This is a genomic window from Actinomycetospora sp. CA-053990 (genome assembly GCF_050948445.1).
GTDB lineage: Bacteria > Actinomycetota > Actinomycetes > Mycobacteriales > Pseudonocardiaceae > Actinomycetospora > Actinomycetospora callitridis.
Map to the genome: position 1 here is coordinate 2,855,345 of NZ_CP192043.1, position 15,974 is coordinate 2,871,318.

The 15,974-nt window shown below is 71.2% G+C and carries 19 protein-coding genes; 11 read left to right on the top strand and 8 right to left on the bottom strand.

The window, feature by feature from the left end:
• The first annotated feature begins 128 nt into the window (after nt 1-128).
• A complete protein-coding gene (locus ACQPYN_RS14690) occupies nt 129-1,040 on the top strand; it encodes a helix-turn-helix transcriptional regulator (RefSeq protein WP_433038067.1) in 912 nt (303 codons plus the stop codon).
• A 73-nt stretch (nt 1,041-1,113) separates the two neighbouring features.
• Here ACQPYN_RS14690 and ACQPYN_RS14695 read toward each other — a convergent pair whose 3' ends face one another.
• The 4 genes from ACQPYN_RS14695 to ACQPYN_RS14710 form a co-directional block, all read right to left on the bottom strand.
• Nucleotides 1,114-1,350 (bottom strand): hypothetical protein, encoded by a 237-nt coding sequence (locus ACQPYN_RS14695; protein WP_433038069.1) that lies wholly within the window; start codon nt 1,348-1,350, stop codon nt 1,114-1,116.
• A 169-nt stretch (nt 1,351-1,519) separates the two neighbouring features.
• Complete coding sequence (locus ACQPYN_RS14700; protein ID WP_433038071.1) at nt 1,520-2,317, bottom strand: DUF6544 family protein; 798 nt, start codon at nt 2,315-2,317, stop codon at nt 1,520-1,522.
• Nucleotides 2,318-2,895: 578 nt separating this feature from the next.
• Nucleotides 2,896-3,129: a MerR family transcriptional regulator gene (locus ACQPYN_RS14705; RefSeq protein WP_433038889.1), complete on the bottom strand. Its 234-nt coding sequence runs from the start codon at nt 3,127-3,129 to the stop codon at nt 2,896-2,898.
• Nucleotides 3,130-3,628: 499 nt separating this feature from the next.
• Nucleotides 3,629-4,015 carry a YchJ family protein gene (locus ACQPYN_RS14710; protein WP_433038073.1) on the bottom strand — a complete coding sequence of 129 codons (387 nt, stop codon included), beginning with the start codon at nt 4,013-4,015 and terminating at the stop codon, nt 3,629-3,631.
• A gap of 127 nt (nt 4,016-4,142) precedes the next feature.
• On the opposite strand from ACQPYN_RS14710, the gene ACQPYN_RS14715 reads away from it, so the two are divergent.
• Both ACQPYN_RS14715 and ACQPYN_RS14720 read left to right on the top strand, forming a co-directional pair.
• Nucleotides 4,143-4,634, top strand: coding sequence for an SRPBCC family protein (locus ACQPYN_RS14715; RefSeq protein WP_433038074.1), 492 nt, complete (start codon nt 4,143-4,145; stop codon nt 4,632-4,634).
• Nucleotides 4,635-5,230: 596 nt separating this feature from the next.
• Nucleotides 5,231-5,701 carry a DUF4396 domain-containing protein gene (locus ACQPYN_RS14720; RefSeq protein ID WP_433038075.1) on the top strand — a complete coding sequence of 157 codons (471 nt, stop codon included), beginning with the start codon at nt 5,231-5,233 and terminating at the stop codon, nt 5,699-5,701.
• On the opposite strand, the gene ACQPYN_RS14725 is transcribed toward ACQPYN_RS14720, so the two are convergent.
• Entirely contained in the window at nt 5,658-6,452 is a 795-nt protein-coding gene (locus tag ACQPYN_RS14725) for a methyltransferase domain-containing protein (protein ID WP_433038077.1), read from the bottom strand. The genes ACQPYN_RS14720 and ACQPYN_RS14725 overlap by 44 nt on opposite strands.
• Nucleotides 6,449-6,994 (bottom strand): ArsI/CadI family heavy metal resistance metalloenzyme, encoded by a 546-nt coding sequence (locus ACQPYN_RS14730; protein ID WP_433038079.1) that lies wholly within the window; start codon nt 6,992-6,994, stop codon nt 6,449-6,451. Before ACQPYN_RS14730 ends, ACQPYN_RS14725 begins: the two co-directional genes overlap by 4 nt.
• Nucleotides 6,995-7,083: 89 nt before the next feature.
• On the opposite strand from ACQPYN_RS14730, the gene ACQPYN_RS14735 reads away from it, so the two are divergent.
• The 5 genes from ACQPYN_RS14735 (at nt 7,084) to ACQPYN_RS14755 (ending at nt 11,114) form a co-directional block, all read left to right on the top strand.
• Entirely contained in the window at nt 7,084-7,482 is a 399-nt protein-coding gene (locus ACQPYN_RS14735) for an ArsR/SmtB family transcription factor (RefSeq protein WP_433038081.1), read from the top strand.
• Nucleotides 7,479-8,597, top strand: a complete 1,119-nt coding sequence (gene arsB, locus ACQPYN_RS14740) for an ACR3 family arsenite efflux transporter (protein ID WP_433038083.1) — start codon at nt 7,479-7,481, stop codon at nt 8,595-8,597. The genes ACQPYN_RS14735 and arsB overlap by 4 nt, the downstream gene beginning before the upstream one ends.
• Nucleotides 8,590-9,009: an arsenate reductase ArsC gene (locus ACQPYN_RS14745; RefSeq protein ID WP_433038085.1), complete on the top strand. Its 420-nt coding sequence runs from the start codon at nt 8,590-8,592 to the stop codon at nt 9,007-9,009. The genes arsB and ACQPYN_RS14745 overlap by 8 nt, the downstream gene beginning before the upstream one ends.
• A 91-nt stretch (nt 9,010-9,100) precedes the next feature.
• A complete protein-coding gene (locus ACQPYN_RS14750) occupies nt 9,101-10,459 on the top strand; it encodes a TrkH family potassium uptake protein (RefSeq protein WP_433038087.1) in 1,359 nt (452 codons plus the stop codon).
• A complete protein-coding gene (locus ACQPYN_RS14755) occupies nt 10,452-11,114 on the top strand; it encodes a potassium channel family protein (protein WP_433038089.1) in 663 nt (220 codons plus the stop codon). Before ACQPYN_RS14750 ends, ACQPYN_RS14755 begins: the two co-directional genes overlap by 8 nt.
• Before the next feature lie 45 nt (nt 11,115-11,159).
• Here ACQPYN_RS14755 and ACQPYN_RS14760 read toward each other — a convergent pair whose 3' ends face one another.
• Together ACQPYN_RS14760 and ACQPYN_RS14765 are read right to left on the bottom strand one after the other, a co-directional pair.
• A complete protein-coding gene (locus ACQPYN_RS14760; RefSeq protein WP_433038091.1) occupies nt 11,160-12,419 on the bottom strand; it encodes an FAD-dependent monooxygenase in 1,260 nt (419 codons plus the stop codon).
• A gap of 114 nt (nt 12,420-12,533) precedes the next feature.
• Nucleotides 12,534-12,989 carry a galactose oxidase early set domain-containing protein gene (locus tag ACQPYN_RS14765; RefSeq protein WP_433038093.1) on the bottom strand — a complete coding sequence of 152 codons (456 nt, stop codon included), beginning with the start codon at nt 12,987-12,989 and terminating at the stop codon, nt 12,534-12,536.
• Nucleotides 12,990-13,041: 52 nt separating this feature from the next.
• Here ACQPYN_RS14765 and ACQPYN_RS14770 point away from each other — a divergent pair, with 52 nt between their 5' ends.
• From ACQPYN_RS14770 to ACQPYN_RS14780, 3 genes are read left to right on the top strand one after another with little or no spacing between them, the layout of a single operon-like run.
• Complete coding sequence (locus tag ACQPYN_RS14770) at nt 13,042-13,425, top strand: hypothetical protein (protein ID WP_433038095.1); 384 nt, start codon at nt 13,042-13,044, stop codon at nt 13,423-13,425.
• Nucleotides 13,422-13,853 (top strand): hypothetical protein, encoded by a 432-nt coding sequence (locus tag ACQPYN_RS14775; protein WP_433038097.1) that lies wholly within the window; start codon nt 13,422-13,424, stop codon nt 13,851-13,853. Before ACQPYN_RS14770 ends, ACQPYN_RS14775 begins: the two co-directional genes overlap by 4 nt.
• A complete protein-coding gene (locus ACQPYN_RS14780) occupies nt 13,822-15,654 on the top strand; it encodes a hypothetical protein (protein WP_433038099.1) in 1,833 nt (610 codons plus the stop codon). The genes ACQPYN_RS14775 and ACQPYN_RS14780 overlap by 32 nt, the downstream gene beginning before the upstream one ends.
• Nucleotides 15,655-15,974: the final 320 nt, after the last annotated feature.

A 15,974-nucleotide genomic window follows, 5' to 3' on the forward strand; every position in this document is an offset into this window, starting at 1 on the left:
CCTCGAGACAACGCCTTCTCGCAGGCCCGTGGGAGGAGCCATCGACACAGGTGCCAGCAGGGGGGTGCTGCCAGCACCCCTCGTGGTGGCACCCCGCACGGTCGGCGAGCCGGACCTACCGTGGAGCCATGAGTGGTGCCGACAACCGTGTCGAGCTCGGCGAGTTCCTGGCCTCCCGGCGAGCCCGGATCACCCCGGACCAGGTCGGGCTGCCGGTGTACGACGCCGGCAAGCGCCGCGTGCCCGGGCTGCGCCGCCAGGAGGTCGCGACACTCGCGGGGCTGTCGATCGACTACTACACCCAGCTCGAGCGAGGCAAGGCCGGCGGCGTGTCCGAGGCCGTGCTCGACGCCATCGCCCGTGCCCTGCAGCTCGACGAGGCCGAGCGGGCCCACCTGGCCGACCTGCACCGGAGCATCGCCACCGGCCCCGCACGGGCACGCCCCCGAGCCCGCCGCTCGAGCATCGTCCGGCCGATGGTCCAACGGTTGCTCGACGCGATGACCGTGCCGGCGATCGTGGGCAACGCCCGCCAGGACCTGGTGGCGGCGAACGCCCTGGGCTATGCGTTCTACGCCCCGCTCTACCCCGACCCGCAGCACCCCGATCCGAGCGTGCCGGTGAACTTCGTGCGGTTCTGCTTCCTCGACCCCCGGGCGCACGAGTTCTACCCGGACTGGGAGTTCATGGCCGACGTCGCGGTCAACAATCTGCGCACCGAGGCCGGGCGCGACCCCTACGACCGCGGCATCTCCGACCTGGTCGGAGAACTCTCGACGCGCAGTGAGGAGTTCCGGGTGCGGTGGGCCAAGCACAACGTGCGCCTGCACCAGACCGGCACCAAGCGCTTCCACCACCCCGTCGTCGGTGACCTCGAGGTCGGTTACGAGACCATGCCGATCCCGGCCGATCCCGGTCTCGTCCTCACCGTCTACAGCCCCGAACCGGCCACGCCCTCTGCCGACGCGCTGTCCCTGCTCGCCAGCTGGACCGCGACCCGGCCCGCGGCCACCAGCGAGCAGGACGACATGTCGCGCTGAACCCGGGGCGCGGTGCCCTTGCCGACGGTGGCGGTCGGATGCCGTCAGGTCCGGACCGTTGTTGGTGAGCCGGCTACGGCCATGCCGGGGGTCGCGAGGGCTGCCCCGGGACGTTGTCGGTCGGGGTCGGCTCGGATTCGACCGCGAACACCGACGTGAGCGGGCCGGTGATGAAGCGACAGGTCGCGATGAGTTCGCCGTGCTCGCCCTCGACCGGCACGAGCTCGGCGAACCCGAAGCTGTGGCCGTCCAGCTCGAACGTCCGCTGTTCCACCAGGTGCCACCCGTCGGCGAGGAGCACACGGGTCACGTCGGGCTGCTGTCGTCGTGGTATCGCGCTCATCGTGTCTCCTCGGGATGCTGCTGCGCGGTCGGTGGCCAGGGTTCTCGACAGCGATGTCCACGACCGCACGGCCTCCGGAGGGAGTTCCTCTCTCTCTCGCCGACGTGCCGGAGTGACGAGGAGATGTGGAGCTCGCTCACGCGGTGGAGAAGCCTGCCGCGACGACCGGGTCGAGGCTCGTGATCTGGAAGCGGAAGAACTCGCCGGCGTCCCATCGGGTGGTGCCGTAGTGCCATCCGACCCGTCCGGTGGTGGGGATGGTGAGTCCGTGGAGTGTGCGGTGGCCGCTGAGGTCGCCGCCGAAGCGGTGCCAGCCCCAGGTGCCCGTGGAGTCGGGGTCGCCCCAGCGGTCGAAGGCCAGCGCGGTGATGTGCCCGGCGGCGTCGAGCTGGTAGGTCACCTCGGTTGTGGTGGCCCCGATGTGGTGGCTGACGGTGATCTGGTCCGGGCCTTGCACGGTCCATCGGGTCCCGGTGCGGGGGAGGAGCGCGGTCGGCAGCCAGATCGTCTCGCCGGCCAGTCGTCCGGCTGCGCTGCGGGTCACGTCCGTCCCGGCGGCACGTACGAGCGGTAGTCCGAGCAGGCTCCATCGCATGGCGCCGACGCCGTCGACGTAGCGGTCGGAACCGGCGATGACTCGCGCGACGCGAGCGCGCCAGTGGAAGCCGCGGTGGGGGCTGAGGGTCTGCTCGGCGTGGAAGGGCAACCACCGGCGGACCTTGATGTGGCCGCGCATCCGTAGACGGGCGGTCTGGGCGAGGGTGGTGCCCGGGACGATGGCGGCGCGAAGGCACCGTTGGACCGGTTCGGGGAGCCCGGTGAGGTCGCCGGCGGCGAACCCGCCCGGCTCGGGGGCCTGGAAGAGTCCGGCGCAGACCCCGTCGTCAGGGAGTCGCGCGGTGCATCGCGCCGGTCCTGGACCGTCCCCCGTCATCGGCGCGCGCTCGGGGGCCCGAGATCGCGACCCAACGCGATGCCGACTCGATCGAGCAGGGCGTCGACCTCGTCCCACTCCTGGTCACCGGCGTGGGAGCGGGCGAGGACTCGCACACGAGCGATGTCGCCGGCCACGCGGCGACACCGCGCTCTCCATGCGGCCTGGTCGTGATCCTTGCCGGGTCCGCTCCCGTCGGCGCCGGCCTCTCGAGGAGCTCGCAGGTACGCACGAGGCGCAGGCCGCCGAGCAGGATCTCCGAACCGGGTGGGGTCGATCAGGGTCACGTGGTCACCTGTTGCTGTCGCGTCGTGCCTGCCGCGAAGCACCGGGGACCGGGGCGCCGAACGATGTGTTCCGAGGCTAGCCCCCGCAGCCACGCGCACGATCCACCTTCGGTCGACGGCTGCGGATGTTCCTGGCGTGGAACCACCCCGACGCCACGATGAGGGGCACGTGGATCGCCGGCAGGTAGCGCGCGAACCAGCTCGGTAGGTAGTTGTCGGTGACGGCGATGTCCTCGGCCCCGAGGCGCTGCGCGACGTCGGTGGGAGGGCAGCGTCCCGGCCTACGCGACCTCACCCGTCGCGCTGACCGGCGATGGTTCGCCGCGCCTCGTCGAGCTGGTCCTCGAGGACCACGATGCGGCACGCGGCGTCGAGGGCGGTGCCGTGGTCGAGGAGCTCCCGGACACGGGCGGCCAGCCGGAGCTCGTGGCGGGAGTAGCGGCGGTGGCCTCCTCCGGAGCGCTGGGGGTCGAGGAGCTTCGCCTCGTCCAGGCTGCGCAGGAAGCCGGGGGTCGCGCCGACCATCTCGGCGGCACGGCCGATGGAGTAGGCGGGGTAGTGCTCGTCGTCGAGCCGTTGCGTCACGGCCTCGGACTCTCGGGCCAATATCACCTCCGACAGACGAGGGGCCCCGGCGCCTCTGCGCCGGGGCCCCTGGGGGATCAGGTCTGCACACTGTCGGCCGGCTCGGGAGCCGGCCTCGTACCGCAGGAACCGACGAGCGGGTGCTGCGGGGATCGGGGGAGCTCGATAACCGAAGATCACCATCCGTTCCGACGAGTCGGTGAGTCCGGGTCACGATGACCCGGACGAGCTGACGGTGCGCCGACCTCCCTTCCCCGGTGTTCGTTCGCGTCGACGTGCATCACGGGCAGGTACGCGATCTCCCGTGTCTCGTGATCTTCTCGTTGCGCGACAGGGAAAGTACACCTGTCGTTCCGAGCATGTCTAGCGTGGCCGAGGGAGATTTTCTCGGGCGGGCGATCGGGCCCTCGTACCGGCTGCGTCCGGACCGGCCTTGGGATCAACGGGCCGTCCCGTCCCGGTAGAACCACTGCGCGCTCTCCCGGACGAAACGGCTGCGTTCGTGCAGGACCCCGCTCTGCGGACCCTCGCGGTGGTGGGCGCGGAACTCGACGACCCCGTCGCTGTCGAAGAGGCCGCCGCCCACGCGATCGAGCACCTCCAGCTGCGTCCAGCGGATCGCGGGGTCGAGTGTCAGGTGCGTCGGACGGGTCGACGGGTGCCAGGTCCGCAGCAGGTGGTCGGCGTCGCCGCGTGCGAAGGCCGTGTAGCGCGACCGCATGAGGGCCTCGGCGGTGGGAGCTGCGGTGTCGGAGTCGCCGAGATACCGGCCGCAGCACGCGTCGAAAGGTTCGGGCAGGCCGCACGGGCACGGTCGGGAACGCACGACGCTCGAGTATGCCGCCCCGGCGAACGAGGCCGAGGCGCGCGGTGCGCTCTTATAAGACTGGACTAATATAAATCGCGGCCGCTAGTGTGCCCTGGTCGTCGAGGACAGCCTGGAGCACTCCGCCATGAAGTACACCGTGTCGATCGAGATCGCCCAGCCGCGGGAGAGGGTGGCCCAACTGCTCGCCGACCCCGCACATCTGCCGATGTGGCTGCGCGGCCTGGTGCTGCACGAACCGATCAGCGGGACGCACGGGCAGGTCGGTACCGAGTCGCGCGTCGTGATGCAGATGGGGCGGCAGACGATGGAAGCCACCGAGACCATCACGCGTCGGGAACCGGCGAGCCTGCACGGGATTCCGCGGGACAGCGTCGTCCAGTTCGACCGCGAGATCGTCGGCAAGGGCATGTGGAGCGCCGCGCGGGAGCGGCTGACGGAAACCGGTCCGGAGACGACGCTCTGGGAGAGCGAGAACGAACACCGGTTCGACGGGATGGCGATGCGGCTGGTGGGGCTCGTCATGCCCGGCGCCTTCCGCAAGCAGACGCGCCGGCACATGGAGGACTTCAAGGCGTTCGCCGAGCAGGGAACGGACGTCCGCGAAGCGAAGGGCTGACGCCTCATCGACCGGCGCGGCCCGATGTCATGTCCGGTCGCCGGGCCTCGCTCGTTCGTCTCGGCGCCGCTGCTCGACCCGGTAGCCGGCGACGACATGAGCGAGGCCTGCCAGGGCGAGCACGATCGCAGCCAAGGGGTAGACGGCGGCCGCGACGCACGTGACGACGGCCCAGAAGCCGATCACCAGGAAGAGCGCCCGGTGATACCGCTGCCGCGCACCCCACGGGCCGAGGCGCTCGGGCCCTCCGGCCCCCTGCTCGCCCGGATGCGGCTGACCCCAGGCCAACAACCGCGAGAGCGGAACCTCGAAACGAGACGACACGCCCAACCCCCGATGGACCGCAAGGAGGGTCCCCCGACCCACTCGGTGACGGTAGCGGGACACGCGGTCCCACCGGGCGTTCTCGGCCCTCGACCACCCACACGCGCGTCCGTGGCGCCGCATTCGTCGACGCGGATCGGCGCCCCGGCTCCCTGTTCGGCGGTCGCCCGAGATCGCGGCCGCCGAAGGGTTGTCGTGGGACACGTCGAGGAGTATCACTGGATACCCCTGGGGGGTATCTGTACGGATGGATCCGGCGTGGGAGGCACGCGATGGACGACCAACACGACGGAGCCGGTGGCTGGGCGTCGGTGTCCTGGTCCACGGCGGCCCGGGCCACGGCGCACTGCCTGACCGGGTGCGCGATCGGGGAGGTCCTCGGCATGGTCATCGGGACCGCGCTGGGGCTGCACAACGTCGCGACCGTGGTCCTGGCGGTCGCGCTCGCCTTCGTCTTCGGCTACGCCCTCACGATGCGCGGGGTGCTGCGGGCCGGCGTCGGGTTCCGCCAGGCGCTCCGCGTCGCCCTCGCCGCCGACACGGTCTCGATCATCGTGATGGAGATCGTCGACAACGCCGTCGTGCTCGGCGTGCCCGGGGCGATGGACGCGGGCATCACCAGTGCCCTGTTCTGGGGGGCGCTCGCGTTCGCGCTGCTGGTGGCCTTCGTCGTCACCACCCCGATCAACCGGTGGATGATCAGTCGGGGAAAGGGGCACGCCGTCGTGCACGCCTACCACTGAGCGAGATCGGGCGCGAGGCTCGAACGATCGCGGAATGGACGTGGGTGGCGACCCTGACGGTGGGGATGATGGTCACCGCGGTGAGGCCGGCCGCGAGGAGTCCGGAGCGGTAGTCGGGCCGGGTGAGGACTCCCGTGATCGCCCCGGCCGAGGCGGCGGCCTCGGCGAGGGCGGCCGGATCGGTCTCGTCGTCGCCGATGAGATCGGAGACACCGACCCGCCCGCCGGGTCGCAGCACGCGGGCGATCTCGGCGAACACCGCCGGCTTGTCGGGAGACAGGTTGATCACGCAGTTGGAGATGACGACGTCGACCGAGGCGTCGGGGAGTGGGATGGCCTCGATGTGGCCTCGGAGGAACTCGACGTTGGTGGCGCCGGCCTCCGTGGCGTGCCGGCGGGCGAGGTCGAGCATCTCGTCGGTCATGTCCAGCCCGTAGGCGAACCCGTCGGGCCCGACGCGGCGGGCCGAGAGGAGCACGTCGAGGCCGGCGCCGGAACCGAGGTCGAGCACGGTCTCGCCCTCGAGGAGCTCGGCGACCGCGAGCGGGTTGCCGCAGCCCAGACTGGCCGCACCCGCACCTCCGGCGTCCGCGAGCTGAGCGGGGTCGTAGGCGTCGCCGCACATGCCGGCCGGGTCGGTCTCGGAGCAGCTCGGGGTCAGGCCGGCGCGGACCTGGCCGGCCGCGGTGGCGTAGCGGGCGCGGACCCGCTCGCGCGCCACGGCCGACCGGTCCCCGTGATCGGTGGTCACGCGACGCACCCGCAGCCGGCAGCGGTCTTGGCCTCGGTGACGGTCACCCCGGGCTCGGTGGACTGCTCGTCGTGCGAGCAGCACGCGGTGACCCCGCAGCACGCCGAGGCCTCGCGGCTCTCGGTACTGACGTCATCGGGCATCGTGCTGGCGACCCCGTGGGTGCCGAAGTCCTGGGAGTCCTCCTTGACGGTGTAGACCTCCCACGGCTCGTGGCCGGGGCCCTGCACCCACACCTTGTCCTGGCGGGCGTAGCAACAGGTGGTGTCGTCCTCGACCTGCGTGAACAGGCCCAGCTCCGACAACCGCGCGGTGGCGTCGTGGACCTCGTCGGTGGACCCGACCTCGACCCCGAGGTGGTCCATGACCGTGGGGCGGTCGGCCTCGCCCTCCAGCAGGACCAACTTCAGGGGCGGCTCGGCCACCGCGAAGTTGGCGTAGCCGGGCCGGCGCTTGGCCGGCTCCACCCCGAACAGCGAGCTGTAGAAGCGGATCGAGCCCTCCAGGTCGGAGACCCGCAGGGCGAGCTGCACACGGGACATGACGTCCTCCTCGAACTCCTCCGACGCCTGCTTCGACGTCGGTCGAACCAGACGTTGCACCCTGGTTCGACGCGTGTCAAGGTAGACGCATGTCGAAGCAGGGTGACGAGGAGCGGGTGCTGGCTCAGCTCGCCGAGGTCGTGGGGTGCTGCGAGCCGCTGGCGCGTGAGCCCCTGTCGGCGCAGCAGTCGATCGAGCTGGCACGGGTGTTCAAGGCGATGGGCGACCCGGTGCGACTGCGGCTGCTCTCGCTGATCGCCTCCCACGTCGGCGGCGAGGCGTGCGTCTGCGACCTGACCGACGTGTTCGACCTGTCCGGGCCCACGATCAGCCACCACCTCAAGGTGCTGCGCGAGGCCGGACTGATCACCGGGGAGCGACGCGGGACCTGGGTGTACTACCGCGTGCGCCCCGAGCTGCTCGCGACGGTGTCCGCGGTGCTCGTGCCCGGAACGGCGGAAGAGGCCCTCCCGGTGGTCGAGGCGTGAGCGCCGAGAACACCACCGCCGCGACCGACCCCGGAGAGGCAGGCGTCGTCGCGAAGCTCTCCACCCTCGACCGGTTCCTGCCGATCTGGATTCTCGCGGCGATGGTCGTCGGGCTGCTCGCGGGCCGGCTGATCCCCGGGCTCGGGGAGGCGCTGGGCGCGGTCGCGATCGACGGGGTCTCGCTCCCGATCGCTGTCGGTCTTCTGATCATGATGTATCCGGTGCTGGCGAAGGTCCGCTACGACCGCCTCGACACCGTCACCGGCGACAAGCGGCTGCTGGTGTCGTCGTTGGTGCTGAACTGGCTGATCGGGCCGGCGCTGATGTTCGCCCTGGCCTGGCTGCTGCTCCCGGACCTGCCCGAGTACCGCACCGGGCTGATCGTCGTCGGGCTCGCCCGCTGTATCGCCATGGTCATCATCTGGAACGACCTCGCCTGCGGCGACCGCGAAGCCGCCGCGGTCCTGGTCGCGCTCAACTCGGTGTTCCAGGTGATCGCCTTCGGCGCCCTGGGCTGGTTCTACCTCGCCGTGCTGCCCGGCTGGCTCGGGCTCCCCACCGCCGGGCTCGACGTCTCCGCCTGGGCGATCGTCCGCTCGGTGCTGATCTTCCTAGGCGTCCCACTGCTGGCCGGCTACCTCACCCGCCGCCTCGGGGAACGCGCCCGCGGCCGCGACTGGTACGAGTCCCGCTTCCTGCCGCGGATCGGGCCGTTCGCGCTCTACGGGCTGCTGTTCACCATCGTCATCCTCTTCGCCCTCCAGGGCGACGCCATCACCAGCCGGCCCCTCGACGTCGTCCGGATCGCGCTGCCGCTGCTGATCTACTTCGCGCTGATGTGGGCCGGCTCCTACGCCCTCGGCCGCGCCGCCGGGCTCGGCTACGAGCGCACCACCACGCTCGCGTTCACCGCCGCGGGCAACAACTTCGAACTGGCCATCGCGGTCGCCATCGCCACCTGGGGCGCCACCTCCGGCCAGGCCCTCGCCGGCGTCGTCGGCCCGCTCATCGAGGTGCCGGTGCTGGTGGCCCTGGTCTACGTGTCTCTCTGGCTGCGCCGTCGACTCTTCCCCGCCACCCATCCCGCGCTCGAGGAGGAGACCCTCCGTGCCTGAGCGACCTGAGGTGCTGTTCGTCTGCGTGCACAACGCCGGGCGTTCGCAGATGGCCGCCGCCCTGCTCGCTCACCACGCCGCGGGTTCGGTGCGGGTGCGCTCCGCCGGCTCCGCGCCCGCCGACTCGATCAACCCCGCGGTCCGGCAGGTGATGGACGAGCTCGGGATCGACCTCTCCGGCGAGGTCCCGACCAAGCTCACCACCGACGACGTCGAGGCCGCCGACGTCGTCATCACCATGGGCTGCGGCGACGCCTGCCCCGTCTTCCCCGGCAAGCGCTACCTCGACTGGGAGCTCACCGACCCCGCCGGCAAGGACGTCGACGCCGTCCGCCCCATCCGCGACGACATCGATGACCGCGTCCGGCGACTGCTCGCCGAGTTGATTCCCGACGACATCCTCGACCAGTAGGAGCGGCACCTCGAGGACGTCCGCGTCCAGCTGTTCAGCGGCTGACGCCATGGGGTGGGACCGGAGGTCCCCGACGGGGTAGTAGCTGGCGGTGGTGAAGGTCCGTCGGCGCCCGGGTGGTCATCGCCCGCGTGCGGGCAACCCGGGACAGATCATCGCCGGGGCGTTCGCCGTGGGCATCGCGATCGGCACCGGGTTGCTGCTGTTGCCGGTCTCGTCCGCCGGCGAGGAGGCGGCGTCCGTCCTCGACGCCGTGTTCACCGCGACGTCCGCGGTCTGCGTCACCGGGCTGGTCACGGTGGACACGGGCACGGCGTGGTCGACGCCGGGCCACGTGGTGATCCTCGCCCTGATGCAGGTCGGCGGGCTGGGCATCATGACCGTGGCGTCGCTGCTGGTGGTGCTGGTGTCCCGGCGTCTGGGCCTGCGGGCCCGGTTGGTGGCGCAGGCCCAGTCCGGCAACCTCGACCTCAGCGACGTGCGCCGGGTCCTGCGCAACGTCGTGCTCTTCAGCCTCGCCGGGGAGGCCGTGACGGCGGTGGCGTTGGCCCTGCGGCTCGCGACGGCGTACGGCGTGGCGCCGGCGACGGCGATGTGGGAGAGCGTGTTCCATGCGGTGTCGGCGTTCAACAACGCGGGCTTCGTGCTGTGGTCCGACGGGATGACCGCCTTCGCCGGCGATCCCTGGATGCTGCTCCCGGTGGCCCTCGCCGTCATCGTCGGGGGCCTCGGGTTCCCGGTGATCTTCGAGTTGGTCCGCGCGTGGCGGCCCCGGTCGTGGTCGGTGACGACGCGCATCACCCTCATCACCTCCGGGGTGCTGCTGATCGTCGGGACGGTGCTGCTGATCGTGCTCGAGTACGGCAATCCGGCGACGCTGGGCCCGATGGGCGTGGCCGGGAAGGTGCTGGTCGGGTTCTTCTCCGCGGTCATGCCGCGCAGCGGCGGGTTCAACGCCGTCGACATCGGGGCGATGACCCCCGAGAGCTGGCTGGCCACCGACGTCCTCATGTTCATCGGCGGCGGCAGCGCCAGCACCGCCGGGGGTATCAAGGTCACGACGTTCGGGCTGCTGGCGGCGGTCCTGTGGGCGGAGATGAGCGGGGAACGCGACGTGGACGTCGGCCGTCGCCGGATCCCGAGCGCCAACCAGCGCCAGGCACTGGCGGTGGCCCTGCTCGGCGTCGGCCTCGCGGTGGCCTCCACGTTCGTGGTGCTCGGGGTGAGCGACGAGGGCCTCGACCGCGTGCTCTTCGAGGTCCTCTCCGCGCTGGGTACGGTCGGGCTCTCGACGGGGATCACCGCGGAGCTCCCGGCGGCCGGACAGGTGGTGCTCGTCGTGCTGATGTTCGTGGGCCGGCTGGGGCCGCTCGCGCTGGCGTCGGCGCTGGCACTGCGCGAGCGGACCCGGCACTACGAGCGACCGGAGGAGAGGACCATCATTGGCTGACACGCACCACGAGCCGGTGGTGGTCATCGGGCTGGGGCGGTTCGGCACAGCGATCGCGCTCGAGCTCGAGCGGCAGGGCACCGAGGTCCTCGCGATCGACAGCGTCAACCGGACGGTGCAGAACCTGTCGTCCCAGCTCACCCACGCGGTGACCGCCGACTGCACCGACGTGGAGGCCTTGCGGCAGCTGGGCGTCGGCGACTTCCACCGGGCCGTGGTCGCGATCGGGGACCACCTGGAGGACAGCATCCTGGTGACCTCGCTGCTCGTCGACCTCGAGGTCGACGACATCTGGGCCAAGGCCACGAGCGCCCACCACGGACGGATCCTCGAACGGATCGGCGCGCACCACGTCGTGTTCCCCGAGCAGGACATGGGCCAGCGGGTGGCCCACCTCGTCTCGGGCAACGTGCTCGACTACATGAAGATCGACGCCGACTTCGCCCTCGCCAAGCTCCGTCCTCCCCGGGAGATCCTCGACGTCCCCCTGAGCGAGACGGAGATCCGCAGCAAGCACGGCGTCACCGTCGTCGCGGTCAAGAAGGACGAGGGCTCCTTCACCTACGCGACCAACGAGACCGTCGTGTCCCGCGACGACGTCATCCTCGCGGTCGGCCACAACGACGACATCGAGCACCTCGTCGATGGTCCCTAGCGCCACGGCACGCCGTTCACGCGAGAAAGCTGCGGAAGACCTTCTCTAGGGTGCCAACGCCGGGTAGTCGCGGACCTCGATCGACTCGTGGAGGCCGAGATCACCGCTCCCGAGGGCGACGAGCCGGCGGCCCAGGGCCGTCGGCAGGTGGGTGAGCAGTGAGGTCCCGGCGATGAGCATCCACGCGCCGGCCCGCGTCCCCGGTACGAGGCGCCGGGCCATCGTCGTCGCGAACCCGCGGCTGCGCTGGACGTAGTCGCGCATCGCCGCTTCGTAGGCGGGGTAGGCGATCGCGGGATCACTCCCGGCTTCGGCGAGCTCGCCGGCGAGGGTGTAGGCGCCGACGACGGCGAGGCTGGTGCTGCCCCCGACCGCGGGGCCGGGGCAGTAGCCGGCGTCGCCGACGAGGGCCACCCGACCCCGGGTCCAGTGGTCCATGGCGAGCTGGGTGATCGCGTCGAAGTAGAACGCCGGCGCCCGGTCGACCTCGTCGAGCAGACGGGGCACCTCGCCGTCGAGGTCGCCGAAGGCCTCCCGCAGCAGCTGCTTCTGGCGCGGGACGTCGCGGTGGTCGTAGGCGAGCTCGGCGCCGGGCCGGAACAGGAAGAACGCGCGGGCATCGGTCATGTGGCGCGCGCTGTACAGCCCGACCATGCGGTTCACCCCGAGCAGGGTGGTCATGTGGCCGGCGAGGTGTCGGTCGCGTGGGATCGAGGCGACGGCGATGTAGCCGCCCAGCCAGCGCGAGTACTCGGTCTCGGCGCCGAACGCGAGCCCTCGCACCCCGGAGTGCAGCCCGTCGGCGCCGATCACCAGGTCGAACCGCCGCGCGGGTGCGTGCTCGAAGGTGGCGACACCGTCGTCGGTGAGCCCGCTGATCCGGTCGCCGAAGACGTACTCGACGTCCGCCCGGGTGGCGTCGTAGAGGATCGCGCCCAGGTCGTCGCGCAGGATCTCGACGTGACGGTCGGAGAGCGCGCTCATCAGCCGGGTCATGTCGATCGTGACGTCGCGGCGCGTGTGCTCGCGCCGGACGGTCATGCGCTCGATGCCCGTGCCCCGGTCCTGGACCGCCTCGAGCACTCCCATCCGCTCGATGACGTCCATGGCGGGGGTGAACAGGTCCACCGCGTGCCCACCGGGCCTGCGCCGCGGCGGTGACTGCTCCACGACCGTGACGTGGTGGCCCGCGCGGTGCAGCCAGTAGGCGGTCACCGGACCCGCCACGCTCGCCCCGGAGACGAGGACGTCCAGGGCGGCACCTCGGGCGGCCACGGGCTCGGGGAATGCGGCGTCGGTGGCCATCTCGGATCAACCTCCCGGTCGCGGGCAGCAGGCTGTCGCCGCCGACCAGGCTTCCCGGCACACCACGTGTCATCCTGCTCCGTCCCGGCGGGAAAGTCAGGGCCCGGGGTGCTGTCATTCCGCCGGGTCGGCGCTGTCCCCTCCGACCCGGAGGATGCGCCCGGTGGAGGGGACGCCGCGGTCGTCGACGAGGAAGAGCTGGTAGAAGCCGGTCGGGACGGTGTGGATCGAGGCCGGGATGTCGAGCGCGAGCCTCGGGCCGGTGCGTCGTAGGTCGAGTGCGACGGAGCGTTGGTCGACGCTGGTGACGTGGGTCGAGCTCGCGAGCCGGACCAGTCGGGCGCGGTCGATGCGCTCGGGGTCGGGGGTGGTGACGGTGAGGGTGTCGCCCCGCTCGGCGGAGTCCGGGGCCTCGCCGATCTCGGGCCGTGGTCCCTGGAAGAGGTAGGGCGGCGAGTAGATCTCGAGGCGTTGCTCGAAGGTGCCGGGCACGGTGTTGTTCTCGTCGTCGAACAGCACACCCTGCGACAGGCACGGCGGGTCCGCCGATGCTGCGGAACATCGTGACACGGGATCTCACGCCTTCTGTGTGACCGCATCCCGTCCACTCCGGAGGAAACCGATGCCAAGCGCATCCCGTTCGACCACACCCGTCGGTATCGACCTGGACGTCGTCGAGGGCCGGTACGCCGAGCTCGATGACCACACTGTCTCGTTCGAGACGTTCAAGCAGGACCTGGACGTCGCGCCGTACTTCCGCGGTCTGCCTGGCGATGCCTGCACCTGCCTGCATCTCGGCTACGTCACGGCTGGGCAGATCACCTTCCGGTGGCCGGACCACGAGGAGACCTACGTCGAGGGCGACGCGTACGTCGCGCCGCCGGGACACCGGCCACTGATCGCCGCCGGGACCTCGATCGTCGAGTTCAGTCGTACCGGCGATCTGCGACCGGTCATGGACGTCATCGGCCGCAACATCACGGCGGTGTCCGGGGCGCAGTCGTGACCGCCCCGATCGGCGCCGCAGTTCGGCCGGACGACCAGCATGCCGAGCTGGCCGACCGGCTGGTGCGGTGGCTGCAGGTCGGCGTTCGGTGTGACGACCTGTTCACCGAGGACGTCTTCGTCGACCTGTCCTTGCCGCACTGGCGGGTCCAGGGCCGGGGCGTGGACACGATCTTCGGGATCCGTGAGAGCGAGCATCCCTCTCGGGGGACCGTGCGGGTCGAGGCTCTGGACCGGACATCCCGCGGTTTCCTGATCCAGTTCGAGGAGCGATGGACCGCCGAGGCCCAGCAGTGGTACTGCCGCGAGCTGATCCACTGCATCGTCCGCGGCGGTCGGATCAGCGAGCTGTCGGTCTACTGCACCGGCGACTGGGACGAGGCCCTTCAGCTGCGGCATGCCGAGGAAGTGCCTCTCCTCCGGCCCTGACCGTAACCTCCGACGAATGGACCCCACAGCGGCCTCGGCGAGCATGATTGCTCGTGCCGAGGCCGCGTGGCAGCGCGGTAACGGAGAGGCCGCGATGGCCTTCTACGGCCGGGCGGCCGATCTCGCCGAGACCGGAGGCGATCTCGACACCCGGGTCGCGGCCGTGCTCGGGCTCGCCCGTGGACAGCAGTACAACCTCACGCCCGGCCTGCTGCCGGTGCGGCTGCACGCCGCGTACGAGATGGCCGCCGACCCGGCGGCTCGGGTCCGTCTCGCCGCCGCACTGGCCCGCTGTTGGTCCTACGCGAACGAGCCGCTGCGAGCCCGCCCCTTCGCCGACGAGGCTCTGGCCGGCGCCGAGCGGGCGAGCGACATGGTGCTGCTCGCGGACGCCCTGGATGCGGCGCTCACAGCGCATTGGGGTCCCGACGAGCTCGCCCGCCGGCAGGATTGGGCGTTCCGACTCGGCGACGCAGCGGCGCACCTGGTCGACCCCGACGCCCGGCTCCAGGCACATCTCTGGGGCCTGACCGTGGCGTGGGAGGTGCTCGACCTGCCGCGCATGCACCGCTTCATGCGCGCCCTCGAGGTGCTGGGCGAGGAGTCAGCCCGAGCACGGTTCTTCGCGGCCAGCCGGCGGCTGGCCCTGGAGATGCTCCGCGACCACGTTCATGTCGGGCCTTTGCTGATCGAACAGGCCGAGACAGCGGCGAAGGCCGCGGCGATCCCGGACTCGGAGAGCGTGCTGCACGCCATGCGCGGCTACCTGGCGTGGTGCAGCGATGACGCCGAGGGATGTGCGCTCGAGGCGCCGGAGTACGAGCACTTCGCCCTCGACCACGGGGTCGCGGTGGTGCGTGCCGAAGCGGCCGTGATGTGGATCGGGGCCGGGCGTCCGGACAAGGTGCGGGAGATGATCGGCGGCTTCACGGCCGAGACGCTGGCCGAACTTCCCCGTGACTCCGACTGGTTGCTCACCCTTCAATGCGTCCTCGAGGGGGCGCTCGCGGTGGGCGATCGGGAGGTGACAGCGGCCGCGGCCGGGCTGGTGGCACCGTATGCCGGACGATCGGTCCTCAACGCCGGCGCCGTCATGTGGCACGGCGTCACCGACGACACGTTGGCCCGGGCGGCCGCCCTGCTCGGTGACCACGACACCGCGGCCCGGTATCGCGCCGCCGCTCTCGCGACCTATGAACGCGTCGGGGCGACGTGGTGGCGCGACCGGCTGCTCGCGCGGGGGCCGACCGAGCCGCAGACCGCGGCCGACGAGGTCGTGGTGCGTTTCCATGAGCAGCCCGGCGGGCTGTGGATGGTCGGACGTGTCGGCGCCGAGGTCGTGCTGCCTCGCGTGCGCGGACTCGAACACCTGCACACCCTGTTGCGGCACGCCGACTCAGACGTGCCCGTGCTCGCCCTTGCCGGCGGGGGTGTGGTGGTCGAGCAGGGCGGACTGGACATCCTCGATGAGGAGTCCCGGCGAATGCTCCGGGGCCGGCTCGCCGAGCTCGATGCCCAGCTCACGGTCCACGAGAACGTCGACCGGCGCCAGGAACGTGGGGCGATCGCCGACTACCTCGTCGGCGCGACCGGGCTTGTCGGCCGCCGCCGCACGACCGGGTCGCACGACGAGCGCGCGCGGGTGGCCGTCCGCAAAGCGATCGTCGGCGCTCTGGCCCGGATCGCTGAGGCGGACCCCTGGTTGGGTCGCCACCTGCATGATCGGGTTCGCACGGGACGGCTGTGCCGATACCAGTCCGACCCCGACCATCCGGTCCGGTGGCTGCTCCAGCGAAGCTAGGGCCACGCCGCCCCCCGACTGCCCGGTGCCGCCGAGTCGGCGTTGCCTGGACGTCACGGGCTCGAGCGCGCGAGCTCAGCTGATCGACCCGTGTCATTGAGGGTGGGGCCGCCGCAAGGTGCGCATAGACCCTCGAAGCATGTACTGATCAACCCGGGGCGGCAGGGTTCCCCTCAACGGGAGGACCTGTCGACGGACGCGGCCAGCCCGGCTGATGCACTTCTGCGAGCAGCGGCATATTTCTCTATGGCGTCGACGGACGGTCGTTCGGGTTCCGCGAGCAGGGTGACGTCGACATCGAGGGGATTTTCGAGATCACC